The sequence below is a fragment of the Agrobacterium deltaense RV3 genome (assembly GCF_900013505.1).
Classification (GTDB): Bacteria; Pseudomonadota; Alphaproteobacteria; order Rhizobiales; family Rhizobiaceae; genus Agrobacterium; species Agrobacterium leguminum.
The window spans coordinates 2,077,081-2,092,017 of sequence record NZ_LT009745.1; the positions used below are offsets into that span (position 1 = coordinate 2,077,081).

14 protein-coding genes are annotated in these 14,937 nt (G+C 59.8%); 7 read left to right on the forward strand and 7 right to left on the reverse strand.

Annotated elements, in window-relative coordinates; translation table 11 throughout:
* Nucleotides 1–212 (reverse strand): hypothetical protein (locus AGR7B_RS26085; protein ID WP_208616027.1); only part of this gene is annotated, 212 nt, incomplete at its 3' end.
* Nucleotides 213–224: 12 nt separating this feature from the next.
* Between AGR7B_RS26085 and AGR7B_RS10490 the strand changes: the two genes are divergently transcribed.
* Nucleotides 225–704: a DUF2938 domain-containing protein gene (locus AGR7B_RS10490; protein WP_065655748.1), complete on the forward strand. Its 480-nt coding sequence runs from the start codon at nt 225–227 to the stop codon at nt 702–704.
* Between the two features lie 40 nt (nt 705–744).
* Here AGR7B_RS10490 and ypfJ read toward each other — a convergent pair whose 3' ends face one another.
* Complete coding sequence (ypfJ, locus tag AGR7B_RS10495; RefSeq protein ID WP_065655747.1) at nt 745–1,662, reverse strand: KPN_02809 family neutral zinc metallopeptidase; 918 nt, start codon at nt 1,660–1,662, stop codon at nt 745–747.
* Between the two features lie 97 nt (nt 1,663–1,759).
* Nucleotides 1,760–2,248 carry a DUF2306 domain-containing protein gene (locus tag AGR7B_RS10500; RefSeq protein WP_078051811.1) on the reverse strand — a complete coding sequence of 163 codons (489 nt, stop codon included), beginning with the start codon at nt 2,246–2,248 and terminating at the stop codon, nt 1,760–1,762.
* A gap of 47 nt (nt 2,249–2,295) precedes the next feature.
* On the opposite strand from AGR7B_RS10500, the gene AGR7B_RS10505 reads away from it, so the two are divergent.
* From AGR7B_RS10505 to AGR7B_RS10515, 3 genes are all read left to right on the forward strand, one after another.
* Entirely contained in the window at nt 2,296–3,162 is an 867-nt protein-coding gene (locus AGR7B_RS10505) for a LytTR family DNA-binding domain-containing protein (protein WP_162934103.1), read from the forward strand.
* 157 nt (nt 3,163–3,319) lie between these two features.
* Entirely contained in the window at nt 3,320–6,808 is a 3,489-nt protein-coding gene (gene carB / locus AGR7B_RS10510) for a carbamoyl-phosphate synthase large subunit (RefSeq protein WP_003522842.1), read from the forward strand.
* A gap of 297 nt (nt 6,809–7,105) precedes the next feature.
* Nucleotides 7,106–7,294, forward strand: coding sequence for a type II toxin-antitoxin system antitoxin (locus AGR7B_RS10515; protein WP_078051809.1), 189 nt, complete (start codon nt 7,106–7,108; stop codon nt 7,292–7,294).
* 79 nt (nt 7,295–7,373) lie between these two features.
* Here AGR7B_RS10515 and AGR7B_RS10520 read toward each other — a convergent pair whose 3' ends face one another.
* The 3 genes from AGR7B_RS10520 to AGR7B_RS10530 form a co-directional block, all read right to left on the reverse strand.
* On the reverse strand, nt 7,374–8,513 hold the full coding sequence (locus tag AGR7B_RS10520) for a GGDEF domain-containing protein (RefSeq protein WP_080856602.1): 1,140 nt from the start codon (nt 8,511–8,513) through the stop codon (nt 7,374–7,376).
* Between the two features lie 151 nt (nt 8,514–8,664).
* Complete coding sequence (locus AGR7B_RS10525) at nt 8,665–10,113, reverse strand: UdgX family uracil-DNA binding protein (RefSeq protein ID WP_080856603.1); 1,449 nt, start codon at nt 10,111–10,113, stop codon at nt 8,665–8,667.
* On the reverse strand, nt 10,113–11,345 hold the full coding sequence (locus AGR7B_RS10530) for a putative DNA modification/repair radical SAM protein (RefSeq protein WP_080856604.1): 1,233 nt from the start codon (nt 11,343–11,345) through the stop codon (nt 10,113–10,115). Before AGR7B_RS10530 ends, AGR7B_RS10525 begins: the two co-directional genes overlap by 1 nt.
* 221 nt (nt 11,346–11,566) lie before the next feature.
* Here AGR7B_RS10530 and greA point away from each other — a divergent pair, with 221 nt between their 5' ends.
* Together greA and AGR7B_RS10540 are read left to right on the forward strand one after the other, a co-directional pair.
* Nucleotides 11,567–12,043 carry a transcription elongation factor GreA gene (gene greA, locus AGR7B_RS10535; RefSeq protein ID WP_003522847.1) on the forward strand — a complete coding sequence of 159 codons (477 nt, stop codon included), beginning with the start codon at nt 11,567–11,569 and terminating at the stop codon, nt 12,041–12,043.
* Nucleotides 12,044–12,133: 90 nt separating this feature from the next.
* Nucleotides 12,134–13,189, forward strand: a complete 1,056-nt coding sequence (locus AGR7B_RS10540; protein WP_080856605.1) for a glycosyltransferase family 4 protein — start codon at nt 12,134–12,136, stop codon at nt 13,187–13,189.
* A 31-nt stretch (nt 13,190–13,220) separates the two neighbouring features.
* On the opposite strand, the gene AGR7B_RS10545 is transcribed toward AGR7B_RS10540, so the two are convergent.
* Entirely contained in the window at nt 13,221–13,688 is a 468-nt protein-coding gene (locus AGR7B_RS10545; RefSeq protein ID WP_020811379.1) for an Lrp/AsnC family transcriptional regulator, read from the reverse strand.
* Between the two features lie 266 nt (nt 13,689–13,954).
* Here AGR7B_RS10545 and trxB point away from each other — a divergent pair, with 266 nt between their 5' ends.
* Entirely contained in the window at nt 13,955–14,929 is a 975-nt protein-coding gene (gene trxB, locus AGR7B_RS10550; protein ID WP_003522850.1) for a thioredoxin-disulfide reductase, read from the forward strand.
* Nucleotides 14,930–14,937 lie beyond the last annotated feature (8 nt).

Consider the following 14,937-nt stretch of genomic DNA (forward strand, 5'->3'; position numbering starts at 1 on the left):
CTTGTCCCGAGGATCCAACCACGTCGCGTTAAATCCGATCGGTTGCAGATGCTCGGGACAAGCGCGAGCATGACGGGGGCGAGGTCTTGCGCCTTTCTCACCACTCTGATGGCCGGAGCGATCCGGCCATTCTCATGTCCATTCGCAGCAATCGAAAAAAGCCTGTTCCCGCCACCGTCCCGATCCGCTAGAGCTTGATCGATCATGATCATGCGGAGGGATCTATGCTGGAACTGATTTGGCGCGGCATTGCCATGGGTATTGGCGGCACCCTGTTTATGGATATATGGGCAATCGTGCTGCACCGGTTCTTCGGCCAGTCCGCGCCGAACTGGGCGCCGGTCGGCCGCTGGTTCTGGCATGTGCCGAAAGGTACGATATTTCACGACAGTATCGCCACGGCTGAACCCTATGAACATGAACTGGCGCTCGGCTGGATTTCACATTACGCCGTCGGCATTCTTTATGGCATCGTTCTCGCGCTGGTAGTCCCGGCCGCGTGGTTTGCCAATCCTTCGTTCATTGAGCCGTGGATCGTCGGCATCGTAACGGTTGGCGCGGGCTGGTTCCTGTTGCAGCCGGGGCTCGGCATTGGCTGGGCGGCGTCGAAGACCCCCAACCCGAACAAGGTCCGCTTTCTCAACCTCGTGGCCCATACGGTTTTCGCCCTCGGCATGTATGCCGTGGCGCTTTTGATGCGCTAAATGAAAAGGGGGCTGAAAAGCCCCCTCTCCTGTCCGGCTCTCAGATATTCGCCGAGAACGTATCGCAATCTTCGACACGGCCGCTCTGGAAACCGCGCTTGAACCACTCCGCGCGCTGTGCCGAGGTGCCGTGGTTGAAACTGTCAGGCACCACATAGCCCTGTGTCTGCTTCTGCAGCGTATCGTCGCCGATCTGGTGGGCGGCGTTCAGCGCTTCCTCGAGGTCGCCGGTTTCGAGAATACCCTTCTGCTCGGTGAATTTGCCCCAGATGCCCGCATAACAATCCGCCTGAAGCTCCACACGCACCGACATCTTGTTGGCGTCCGTCTGGCTCATCGACTGACGGCGGCGGTTGAACTCCGGCAGAACGCCGGTCAGGTTCTGGATGTGGTGGCCGACCTCATGCGCAATCACGTAAGCCTGCGCGAAATCGCCGGCCGCGCCGAAACGCTGGTCCAGTTCCTTGAAGAAGCTGGTGTCGAGATAGACCTTGCGGTCGCCCGGGCAATAGAACGGGCCGCTGGCGGCGGAAGCATAACCGCAGGCGGAAGACACCTGCCCGGAGAACAGAACCAGCGTCGGCTTCTGATAGGTCTCCCCGGCCGACTGGAAAATGCCGCTCCACGTATCTTCCGTCTCGGCAAGGACGGTGCGGACGAAGGCGGTCGTCTCGTCGGACGATTGTCCCTGTGGTCGCGTGCCGGACTGCTGGGTCCCCGATTGCGTCGTACCGCCGCCATCCATCGACAGGTCGCCGCCGGTCAGCAGCGTCAGCGGGTTGATGCCGAGCACCCAGCTGATCAATAGAATGACCAGAAGACCGCCAATCCCGATACCGCCGCCGCGACGCCCGATTGGCACGCGCATCCCGCCTCGGGAAAAAGGATCACTCGGCCCCGCCGACATGCCGCGCCGATCCTCGATATTGTCCGACTGGCGACGCCCTCTCCATTCCATGCTCTTCTCCCGGCGGTTCCGCCTCAACAAGCTGCCTTATAACGGCACTATAATACATCTTGTTCCGGAAGAAAGCAGAGGCGGCCAAAGGAACCTTTCAGACGGTTCGGCGTCGCTGTTTCAATACCGTCAGAAACAGGAAGACGAACACCAGTGCGCCGGCGGAAAGGGCCACAAAACCGGCTTTTCCATCACCAAAAGCAACCTCATGCATGATGCGGCCGGGAACGAAGGTGAAGCCTCCGGCAATCACGATGCCGCCGAGATAAACGCTCTGCATGATCCGCATATGGCGTCTGATATCACCGCGGCGCGCGAAATAGATCGATTGCAGACACCCGTAGATGGTGAAGATGGAAAGCAGATGGATCGGGCTGAAACCATAAAACACCTTCAATTCATGGATGAAGAAGGTAGACGCCGCAGTCGCGACCATCAGCACCACCCAGATCTTGCCGAGCAGCCGGTGAATGGCGGTGCCCTTTGGGCGCAGGAAAATGAAGGCCCCAAGAAGGGCTGCGGGCACGACGGTGGCGACATGGAACTGCACGGCAAGCGGTGCATCTAACAAAGGCTGGAATGACATGGGCGCTGTTTCGGTTCGGTTGAAATCGAAGCCAATTTCGGCAAAACATGCGGAGAAGAAAAACGGATTGGCGCCATCAGCAGGAAAACTTCGTGGATCACCCGTCTCTGCAATTCACGCTTCGTGAAATGCACGCCATGCTGCAATCGCGCAGGCTGTGGCTGACATTTCTTGCGGTGCTGGCGATCTTCATCTTGACCGGGCCTTTCGGGACCAGCGAAACCATGAGCTTCGCCGACCGGCTGCTTTACTGGACAATCGTTCAGGCGGGCGCCTGGATGCTCGCCATCTCCTTTTCGGTCATCGCCAAGACGATCCTTGCAGGCCACATCGACAACATGCTGACACGCATGATGATCGGCTCGCTGACGGCAGCACTGCCGATCGGGCTACTGCTCGCCATTACCAATCAGATTTTCTACGGCAAGGAGATGGGTCTCACGCCGGTTCTGAAGAGCAGCCTCTCATCCCTGCCGCTCTGCGCGATCTTCTGCCTGTTGAGTTACCTTACGACCCGCCAGTCCTTCGAAAAGGTGGCGGACGCTGAAACGGACACAAATGCAAATGCAGATAGGGACGTGAAAGGCATCATCCCCTTGCTGGAACGATTGCCGCCGCAAAAGCGCGGAGAATTACTGCGACTATCGGTCCAGGATCATTACACGCAAATCGTCACCACGCGCGGGCAGCAGCTGGTTCTGCTACGTTTTGCCGATGCGCTGAAAGAACTCGGCCAGACGGCGGGTTTACAGGTGCATCGTTCCCACTGGATTGCCGATGCCGACTTTGTCTCCCTGCGCAAACAGGCCGGCCGTCTGCATGTCATGACCAGAGACGGCAGTGAAATCCCCGTCAGCCGCTCTTACAGTGCTGCGGTACAGGCCCGTTTCACCGCACACGCCCCTGCCCGTTAAGAGTTTCTGTCGATTCCGGAATTTATGGGGTTCCGTTCTCAAAAACATTTGCCTATAAGCCGCTTCTAGCCTGAAAACATTTGAATTGCGCCCCCCGACCGGTGATCCTTCACCCTGGCCGGTGTTTTGCGCAACCGAAAAGCGGAACGAGAGAGCCATGCCGAAGCGCCAAGATATCAAGTCCATCCTCATCATCGGCGCGGGACCGATCGTCATCGGTCAGGCATGTGAATTCGACTATTCCGGCACCCAGGCCTGCAAGGCGCTGAAGGAAGAGGGTTACCGGGTCATCCTGGTCAACTCCAACCCGGCGACGATCATGACCGATCCGGGCCTTGCCGACGCCACTTACGTCGAGCCGATCACGCCCGAAGTCGTGGCAAAGATCATCGCCAAGGAACGTCCGGATGCGCTTCTTCCGACCATGGGCGGTCAGACCGCGCTCAACACCGCGCTCTCTCTCAAGCGCATGGGCGTTCTCGACCGTTACAATGTGGAAATGATCGGCGCAAAGCCGGAAGCCATCGACATGGCCGAAGACCGCGCTCTCTTCCGCGAAGCCATGGCCCGCATCGGCCTTGAAACCCCGCGCTCCATGCTGGCCAACGCCACCGAAATCAAGGATGCCGACCGCAAGAAGCACGAGGCAGCCCGCACCGAGCTGAAGGGCAAGCTTTCCGGTCCCGATCTCGACAAGGCGCTGGACGATCTCGAAAACCAGTGGAACCTCGGCGAAACCGACCGCAAGCAGCGCTATATGGCCCATGCCATGGCAATCGCCGCTCAGGCCATCGATCATGTCGGCCTGCCGGCCATCATCCGCCCGTCGTTTACGCTTGGCGGAACCGGCGGGGGCATTGCCTATAACCGCTCGGAATTCTTCGATATCGTCTCGGGCGGTCTCGACGCCTCGCCGACGACGGAAGTTCTGGTCGAAGAATCGGTTCTCGGCTGGAAGGAATATGAGATGGAAGTCGTCCGCGACAAGGCGGACAATTGCATCATCATCTGCTCCATCGAAAACATCGATCCGATGGGCGTCCACACGGGTGACTCGATCACCGTTGCGCCGGCGCTGACCTTGACCGACAAGGAATACCAGATCATGCGCAACGCCTCGATTGCGGTGCTGCGCGAGATCGGCGTGGAAACCGGCGGCTCGAACGTGCAGTTCGCCGTCAACCCGAAGGACGGCCGCCTCGTCGTCATCGAAATGAACCCGCGCGTGTCGCGCTCGTCCGCTCTCGCTTCCAAGGCCACCGGCTTCCCGATCGCCAAGATCGCCGCCAAGCTCGCCATCGGTTATACGCTGGATGAGCTGGAAAACGACATCACCGGCGGCGCGACACCTGCTTCGTTCGAACCTTCCATCGACTACGTCGTCACCAAGATCCCGCGTTTCGCCTTCGAGAAATTCCCCGGCGCTTCGCCGATCCTCACCACCGCCATGAAGTCGGTCGGCGAAGTCATGGCCATCGGCCGCACCTTCGCGGAATCGCTGCAGAAGGCGCTGCGCGGCATGGAAACCGGCCTCACCGGTCTCGATGAAATCGAAATCCCCGGTTACGAGGAAGGCGAAGGCTCCAAGAACGCCATCCGCGCCGCCATCGGCACGCCGACGCCGGACCGCCTGCGCATGGTCGCTCAGGCGCTGCGCATGGGCATGAGCGAAGAGGAAGTCCACGAAAACTCGAAGATCGACCCCTGGTTCATCGCCCAGTTCAAGGCCATCGTCGACATGGAAGCCCGCATCCGCGAGCATGGCCTGCCGCAGGATGCCGAAAACCTGCGCATGCTGAAGGCCATGGGCTTCTCCGACGCCCGCCTCGCCAGCCTGACGTCCAAGCGTCCGAAGGAAGTGGCCGAACTGCGCAACAGCCTGAATGTTCGTCCGGTCTTCAAGCGCATCGACACCTGCGCGGCCGAATTCGCCTCGCCGACCGCTTACATGTATTCGACCTATGAAATTCCCTTCGTCGGCGCAGCCCGCTCGGAAGCGCAGGTTTCCGACCGCAAGAAGGTGGTCATCCTTGGCGGCGGTCCGAACCGCATCGGCCAGGGCATCGAGTTCGATTATTGCTGCTGCCACGCCGCCTTCGCGCTGAAGGATGCCGGTTTCGAAGCAATCATGATCAACTGCAACCCGGAAACCGTCTCCACCGACTACGACACCTCCGACCGCCTCTATTTCGAACCGCTGACGGCCGAAGACGTGATCGAGATCATGCGCGCCGAACAGGAAAAGGGCGAGTTGGTCGGCGTCATCGTGCAGTTCGGCGGCCAGACCCCGCTGAAGCTCGCCGAAGCGCTGGAAAAGAACGGTATCCCGATCCTCGGCACGGCGCCTGACATGATCGACCTTGCCGAAGACCGCGACCGCTTCCAGAAGCTGCTGATGAAGCTCGATCTTGCCCAGCCGAACAACGGCATTGCCTATTCGGTCGAGCAGGCTCGCCTCGTCGCGTCTGAAATCGGCTTCCCGCTGGTTGTTCGCCCGTCCTACGTTCTGGGTGGCCGCGCCATGCAGATCATCCATTCGGAAGGCCAGCTCCAGACCTATCTGCTCGACACGGTTCCGGGCCTCGTACCCGAGGACATCAAGCAGCGTTACCCGAACGACAAGACCGGCCAGATCAACACCCTGCTCGGCAAGAACCCGCTGCTGTTCGACAGCTACCTGACCAACGCCGTGGAAGTGGACGTCGATGCGCTGTGCGACGGCGAAAGCGTCTTCGTGTCGGGCATCATGGAGCACATCGAAGAAGCCGGCATCCATTCGGGCGACTCGGCCTGCTCGCTGCCGGTCCGTTCGCTGTCGAAGGAAATCGTCGACGAGTTGGAACGCCAGACGACGGCGCTTGCCAAGGCGCTCAATGTCGGCGGCCTGATGAACGTGCAATATGCCATCAAGGACGGCACGATCTACGTTCTCGAAGTCAATCCGCGCGCCTCGCGCACCGTGCCTTTCGTCGCCAAGACCATCGGCGCGCCGATCGCCAAGATCGCCGCCCGCGTCATGGCCGGCGAGAAGCTCGATCCGGCGATTGCCGCTTACGGCGAAAAGCCCGATCCGCGCAACCTGAAGCACATTGCCGTCAAGGAAGCCGTCTTCCCCTTCGCCCGCTTCCCCGGCGTCGACATTCTGCTCGGACCGGAAATGCGCTCGACCGGCGAAGTCATCGGCCTCGACACCGATTTCGCGCTGGCCTTCGCCAAGAGCCAGCTCGGCGCCGGCGTCGACCTGCCCCGCTCCGGTGCGGTCTTCGTCTCGGTGCGTGACGAGGACAAGGAAGGCGTTCTGCCCGCCATCCGCATTCTCGTGGAAAGCGGCTTCAAGGTGCTGGCCACCGGCGGCACGCAGCGCTTCCTCGCCGAAAAGGGAATCAACGCCGAAAAGATCAACAAGGTGCAGGAAGGCCGTCCGCATATCGAAGACGCCATCCGCAACCGTCAGGTCCAGCTCGTCATCAACACCACCGACAGCAACAAGGCGATTTCTGACTCGAAGTCACTGCGCCGCGCGACGCTGATGCAGAAGGTGCCTTACTACACGACGATGGCCGGCGCGGAAGCGGCAGCGCTTGCCATCAAGGCGCTGAAGGCCGGCAATCTGGAAGTGAAGCCGCTGCAGAGCTACTTCCAGTAAGCTGCGGGAACCGCAGGTTCCAACGCTGAATGAAAACAAAACGCCGCGGGTCACCATGCCCGCGGCGTTTTGCATTGCGTAATCCTGCTGCAATTCATTGCCGGTATCAAAACATCAGGTTCGAACGAGGCCCATGATGTCCCTATTGCTCAATGGCGGATCGCCCGCATCCATTCGCCGCGCCGTTGCCAAAGCTCCGGTCAAACGCTCCATGAAGATGCTGAGGTACCCCGCCATAGTATCCCAGCGATGGGGACACCTGGCCCCGATAAGCCAAAGCACCTTGAGGGACTGACCATGGCTGGACGTCCACCGGGACCGGAGCGGGTGGCTTTTCCGCTGCGGATCGAACCCGCAATATTGAACATGATCCGGCACACCGCGAGCGGCGAGTTGCGCAGCATCAATGCCCAGATCGAGGTTCTTCTGAAAGAGGCCCTGTCCCGCCGCGCCACGGCGGATGAAGCAGACAAGCCGCCCTTCTAGACCGAAGGGCAACAACGACGCTACACGACACGACGATGCGGTGCCGCCCTGCGGAAAAATCGACAGCCCGCAGCCCCGCCTATGCCGCCTGCGCCTCCCGAACGCAATTGCGCCCTTCCATCTTCGCGCGGTAAAGTGCGCGATCCGCCATTTCCGCGAGCGTCTGGAGATCGCAGCGCATCTCGCCAGTGGCGGCAACGCCGATGCTGATGGTGACGCCGACACGCAAACCGCCGCAATCGACCTCGGTTACCGCAATCGCATCGCGAATGCGCTCGCCGATCATGCAGGCTTTGCGAACGCCGGCGCCCGGCAGGTAGATGATGAATTCCTCTCCGCCGTAACGCGCCAGCACGTCCCCGCTGCGGATGCTGCCGCCGATGCGCTTCGCAACTTCCTGCAGCACACTATCGCCGACGGCATGGCCGAAACGGTCGTTGATCGACTTGAAGTGATCGATATCCAGCAACATGGCCGCATCGGTGGGATCGGGCGTCGCAGGCATGGTCTGGAAAAAGAAGCGCCGGTTCTTCACGCCCGTCAGCGGGTCGGTATTCGCAAGAACAAGCAGTTTTCGCTCCGACCGCTCGGCCACGAACATCATCACGAACAGGGCAATGGCGAAGTTCAGCATGATGATCAAGAAAAACGCATTGACCAGATTGATAGTGGCATAATCGGGCAAAAGCACGCTTTTCACCACCGATAGCGAAATGAGACCGGAGACGCCGGTGATGCCACCCAGCGCCAGGCGAGACAGCAGCGGCTCCCTGCGCCATCTGGCGAAAAGCACCGATGCCCCGGCGAGATAGGCAAGCGATGCGCAGCCATTGAAGAGCGCCGCGCGATACGCATTATTGTCCGCCACCTGCTGGGCGACAACCATCGCCAGCACGGAGATGACGCAGACAATGGATACCGTCCGTCGGTCGACGGAACGCCCGTCGCTCAACGCCTTCAAGCCGAGCCAGATCAGCGCGTAACCCACAATACCGAAAGCGACACTGCCGAGCCGCCACAGGGCCGGCGACAATATTCCCCATTCGCCATAACCAGCAAGCGTGGAACCAATCGTCATCGAGGCGAAACCCGCCGCAAGGGGGATGGGACCGCGCAAGCCGCGATTGGTCATTTTCAGATAGATAAAACTCAAAAGCCCAACGATATAAGAACACTTTTGCATCAGTATGACTGTCGCAAGGTCGAGTTCACCCAACATGATTTGTCCATACGGTAAATAAATTCGGAGGACTTAATTATAGTATTAAGTATAAAGTTTCAATAAAAATAACAGATAAATAATCAGTAAATGATACTACTGCAAGTTATGGCTCAAATATTGAATAAATCTCCAGCGCCCAAATGGAAATTTATTCGAATATTCTAATAAAACTTATATCCTTCTTGAACCGCATCATTTCCGCCTCTTTCACCTGCGCATCGGCAAGGCGCAGGAGGTAGGACGGATGCATGGTGACAAAAAGCGTTCGGCCTTCCTCCATCGGCAGAGGACGGCTCCGAATCTCCGAGAGCTTTTCCTTACCGCCGGTCAGCGCATAAAGCGCCGTCGCGCCCATGGCAACGATCAACTTCGGCCGAATAAGCGCGATTTCCTGATTGAGCCACCAGCGGCATTGCTCCACTTCGCCCGCATTCGGCCGCTGATGGATGCGCCGTTTGCCGCGCGTTTCATATTTGAAGTGTTTGACGGCATTGGTGACATAAAGCTTTTTGCGCTCGATACCGGCATCGGCAAGAGTCCGGTCGAAAAGCTGGCCGGCCGGACCGACAAAAGGCTTGCCGGCGAGATCCTCGTGATCGCCCGGCTGTTCGCCAACGATCATGATTTCCGCATCCTCCGGCCCCGAACCGAAAACCGTTTGCGTGGCGCTGCAATGCAGAGTACAGCGGGTACAGTGGGCAGCCTCCCGCGCCAGCGACGCGAGCGTGCCATCCGGCACGGGTTGCGTCGTCTCCCGGGCAGCGGCCGCAGCCTGCAGGCGATGGTGAAAGGGCCGCGGCTGGCTTGCCGCCCTGGCGGCCATCTCCAGCACCCGCGCCTCGGCACCGAGAACGAGACCGGGAATGAGATCAGCTTCCGGCAGGTTCTTCCAGTATTTCTTCGGCATCTCCGCCGTCATGGCTTTGATCTTGAGGCGCGCCGGATTGAATATATTGGCATAATAGGTCCGCCAGAGTTCATCCGTCTCGTCCGTCAGATCAGGCTTCGCCGCCGCCTCCCGTGAGCTTTGCAGCTCGCTTCCGTCCCATCGGGCGGACCCTTTCGGCGTGGCGATCAGCCAGTCCATATCGGTAAACCGTCGCTGGAAAAACGCTGCCGTTCGCTCGACGATGAAATGATCCGGCTCGAACCAGGCCATGAACCGCCGTCGCCCGCCCTGCCCCTGCGGCAAGGGCAATTCCTTGAAACGGACGAAGGCCGTCATCTTGTGACAATCCCGGCGCACCGATTTCTCGAGCAAGCGGGCCTCTGCAACATCCGGATCGGACTTGAACTGCAACAGGGCGCGATCCCGCTTCAGCCGCCACAATAATCGGTAAAGCAACGCAAACCGGCCGGGATCGCCATGGCAGATGACGGCCTGCGCCAGCGCCAGGAACGAGGCCGAAACGGAAACCTGCCCATTGCCGGCATCGACGGTCGGCAAAGGCTCACCGGCGAAATCCAGCAGCCCTGCCCCGTCGTCCCGCAACCGCCAGTCAATCGTCTCCGGCGGAATATCGGCGGCAAGGGCCGCACGCGCGGCATCGCGCCACTCGCCGAAATCGCCCCGCCCTTCGAGAACCGGGCCATACATCACAACAGCGACAATTGTTCGGGCTGCGGCGCAAACATCGCCCGCAAATCCGGCCGCTCGGTCAGCTTGCCCGGCGTCCAGCCCTCGGCGACGATGAAAGCCTTCACCTTTTTCAGGGAAACACCAAAACGGGCGATATCCTCCAGCCGCAGCCGCCGGAACCGCCGCGACGAGAGGATGGAAGCAACCGTCTTGGTGCCGAAACCGGGCACACGCAGCAGCATTTCCCGATCCGCCGCATTGACGTCCACCGGGAAACGGTCGCGATGTTTCAGCGCCCAGGCGAGTTTCGGGTCGATATCGAGATCGAGCATGCCGTCGCCGCCGATCGCCGTTATCTCGCTGATATCGAAGCCATAAAAGCGATACAGCCAGTCGGCCTGATAAAGCCGGTGTTCCCGCATCAGCGGCGGCTTGACGAGCGGCAGGTTTTTCGACGAATCGGGAATGGGGCTGAAGGCCGAATAATAGACGCGCCGCAAACCGTAGCTGCCATAAAGCCGGGCGCTGGTGGAGAGAATGGTGCTATCGTCAGCGCCATCCGCCCCCACGATCATCTGCGTGCTCTGTCCGGCCGGCGCAAAGCGCCTGGTTTTGCGTGTCCGGACGGTAGGCTCTCCCGCCTCCTCGATCTTCAGGCGGATATCGGCCATGGAGCGGCGAATATTGACGGGCTGCTTTTCCGGCGCGAAACGGCCAATGCCGCTATCGGTCGGCAATTCGATATTGATCGAGAGCCGATCCGCATAAAGCCCTGCCTCCTCAATGAGCCTGGGCGATGCTTCGGGAATGGATTTCAGGTGAATATACCCGCGAAAACCATGGGTAACCCGCAACTCCCGCGCCACGCGCACCATCTCCTCCATCGTATGATCGGAGGAGCGGATGATGCCGGAGGACAGGAACAGCCCCTCGATATAGTTGCGCCTGTAAAACTCCAGCGTCAGCCAAACCACCTCTTCCGGCGTGAACCGTGCCCGCTCGACATTGCTGGAGGAGCGGTTGATGCAATAGGCGCAATCATAGATACAGAAATTGGTGAGCAGGATTTTCAAAAGCGAAATGCATCGCCCGTCCGGCGCATAGGCATGGCAGATGCCCGACCCTTCCGTGGAGCCCAGACCGCCCGATGCTGCGGAGTTGCGTTTTGTCGTGCCGCTGGATGCGCAGGAAGCATCGTATTTCGCCGCGTCGGAGAGAATGGCCAGCCGTTGCCTGATGGACTTCTTCATGGGTATGTTCACTATATGTTCCACAGACAAATGTCAATGACATAAGGTAACGCATTGATTACGTGAGAAAATATGTACGCCTCAAATTTGCTGGCATTTCGCTGTCGTCTTCTGATATAGTCGGCTCAGTTATGATTTTGGCATGGTTCCGGAGTTCCCCTCCGGAACCTGTTTCTTTTTGTGTCTGCAAGTAAAGCGACCGGAATGCGAAGGATAAAAAAATGGTAGAAAAAGTACCGATGACTCAGGGTGGATTCGTCAAGCTGCAGGAGGAGCTGCGCTGGCGCCAGCAGGAGGAACGCCCCCGTATCATCGAGGCGATTGCGGAAGCGCGCGCCCATGGCGACCTTTCGGAAAACGCCGAGTACCATGCTGCCAAGGAAGCACAGAGCCACAATGAAGGCCGCATCACCGAACTCGAAGACCTGACCGCACGTGCGGAAGTCATCGATCTCTCCAAGATGTCGGGCTCGAAGATCAAGTTCGGCGCCACCGTCAAGCTGGTGGATGAGGATAGCGACGAGGAAAAGACCTATCAGATCGTCGGCGATCAGGAAGCCGATGTGAAGGCGGGCCGCATCTCCATTTCCTCGCCCATCGCCCGCGCGCTCATCGGCAAGGAAGTCGGCGACAGCATCGAAGTCAACGCGCCTGGCGGTGCCAAGGGCTACGAGATTCTCGCGGTTCAGTGGGGCTGATGCCCTCACATGCAATGCGCCCCATGCGGGCGCATTGCTTTTCTTGACGTCTTCAATCCCCCGAATTAGCCGCAAAGACGGAAGCCCATCTTGTCCCACGTCAGTCTGAAAGATGTGCAGGTGCTTGCGCCGAACTTCAAACGCAGGCTCTCCGGCGTCACCTCCACCATCGTTCAACTTATTCCGGTGCAGAACCGGCTGGGACAGAAGGTGGCCGTCATTGGACCGGGCTTGCCGCCGCATCTGCCGCATGTGCGCTTCCGCGATCTGTGGCGGCTCTGGCAAAATAGCCCGCAGGGCGGCCCGCGCATCTGGCATGCCCGCCGCAACCTTGAAATGTTGCCGGGTCTTTTCATGCGTGACGTGCTGCGCATGAAGGTGAAGCTGCTATTCACCTCGGCCGCACAGAGGCGACATTCCGCCTATACACGGTTTCTGATTTCGAAGATGGACGCCGTGGTCGCGACCAGCACCCGCTCCGGCTCGTTTCTGGAAGTACCCCATCGCGTTGTCATGCATGGCGTCGATACCGACCTGTTCCATCCGGCAACCGGCCCGGAAGACACAATCGCGGCAACCGGCCTGCCGGGACAATATCTCATCGGCTGCTTTGGACGGGTGCGCCACCAGAAGGGCACCGATCTCTTCGTGCGCGCCATGATCGAGCTTTTGCCCGCCCATCCGCAATGGACAGCCATTGTTTCCGGCCGGGTAACGGCAGAACACAAGGCTTTTGCCGAGGCACTCGAGGCCGATGTCAAGGCTGCCGGCCTTTCGGACCGCATCGTGTTTCAGGGTGAGGTGGACGACATCAAGCCGTGGTACCGGCGGCTGACGCTCTATGTCGCCCCATCCCGCAACGAAGGTTTCGGCTTGACGCCGCTCGAGGCCATGGCATCGGAAACGGCCGTCGTCACCAGCACTGCCGGCGCCTATGAGGAAATGATCGTCAGGGGTGAAACCGGCGCAGTCGTCGAGGCGGGTGACTACGCATCGCTCAGGGATGCGATAAGGACCTATCTTGCCGACCCTGCTCTGGCCGAGAGCCATGCAAAGGCCGGCCTTTCGCATGTACGAAGCACATTTCCGCTTGAGAAAGAGGCCACGAGTCTGGGCGACGTCTATGAGGCTTTGCGGCGCGGGTAACGCGTCTTGAGGCAGGAACAAAGCCTGCCGCTCAGATTTCCACCAGACCGACGCGCTTGACCTGCCGGATGGTGAGCATGGTGCGCACCGTATCGACATTTTCGTCTGCCGTCAGAACCTCGATGACGAAATCCTGAAACTCGGTCAGGTTTTTGGCCACGCAATGTAGCAGAAAGTCGCTTTCGCCCGACACCATCCACGCCTGACGCACCAGCGACCAGCCGGCCGTTGCCGCCGCAAAGGCCTTCAGATTGCTGTCCGACTGGCGCTTGAGACCAACCATGCAGAAGGCGACGAGATCGAAACCGAGCTTCGGCGCGTTCAACATGGCGTGATACCCCTCGATCACGCCCGCCTCTTCCAGCTTGCGGACGCGCCGGAGGCAGGGCGGCGCGGAAATACCGACCCTTTCGGCCAGTTCCACATTGGTCATGCGCCCGTCGCGCTGCAATTCGCGCAGGATTTTCAGATCGATGGCATCGAGTTCGACGCTGGTCACGGAGGAGTACCTCGTTAAGCTGTGGAACTTCCTTGTACTATTCAGCGCGGGATTCGCAACATTATGCCACCGCCCGGTCACAAAATTGCGCGCGCATCCACAACTGCCTTGTTGGTAACGCAAGGCTGCCCTTGAATAAAGACACTAGACAACCTTAAATACCGGGCAACGAAGGGGTTGCGGCCTGTCCGCCGTCTTGCGGCTCCAGGGCCCGGTGCCGAAAGGCGCTGCCAGGGGAAGGCCCCGTTATTGAAAGGAACGTTTCCATGTCTGCCCGCCACACGAAGGTATTGATCATCGGCTCCGGTCCCGCCGGTTATACCGCGGCGATCTACGCGGCCCGCGCAATGCTGAAACCCGTGCTGATCGCCGGCATGGAACAGGGCGGCCAGCTGATGATCACCACCGATGTCGAGAACTATCCGGGCTTTGCCGATCCGATCCAGGGTCCGTGGCTGATGGACCAGATGCTGAAGCAGGCGACGCATGTGGGCGCGGAAATCGTCAGCGACCTCGTCACCGAAGTTGAAACCAATGTACGGCCTTTTGTGGTCAAGACTGATTCCGGTCAGGTCTGGACCGCCGATACGCTGATCATCGCCACCGGCGCCAAGGCAAAGTGGCTCGGCATTGAGAGCGAGCAGCATTTTCAGGGCTTCGGCGTTTCCGCCTGCGCCACCTGCGACGGTTTCTTCTATCGCAACAAGGATGTGATCGTGGTCGGCGGCGGCAACTCCGCCGTGGAAGAAGCGCTGTACCTCGCCCATATCGCCAAATCGGTCACCGTCGTGCACCGCCGCGACAGCTTCCGCTCGGAAAAAATCCTGCAGGAACGGCTGTTCGCCAAGGAAAACGTCAAGATTCTCTGGAACACGGAAATCGCCGAAATTACCGGTGCACCCGCAAAGCCGCCAATGCCGCCTTCCGTCTCCGGCGTGAAGCTGCGTGATACCAAGACCGGCACGATCAGCGAATTCCCCATCGACGGCGTCTTCGTCGCCATCGGCCATGCGCCGGCAGTCGAGCTGTTCAAGGGCAAGGTGAAGCTGAAAGACAACGGCTACATGTGGACCGCCCCCGATTCCACGGCGACCGACGTGGAAGGCATTTTCGCGGCTGGCGACGTCACCGACGACATCTACCGTCAGGCGATCACCGCCGCCGGCATGGGCTGCATGGCCGCGCTGGAAGCGGAACGTTATCTCACCGCGCATCAACCGCTTGCTGTCGCAGCGGAATAACCGAAAGG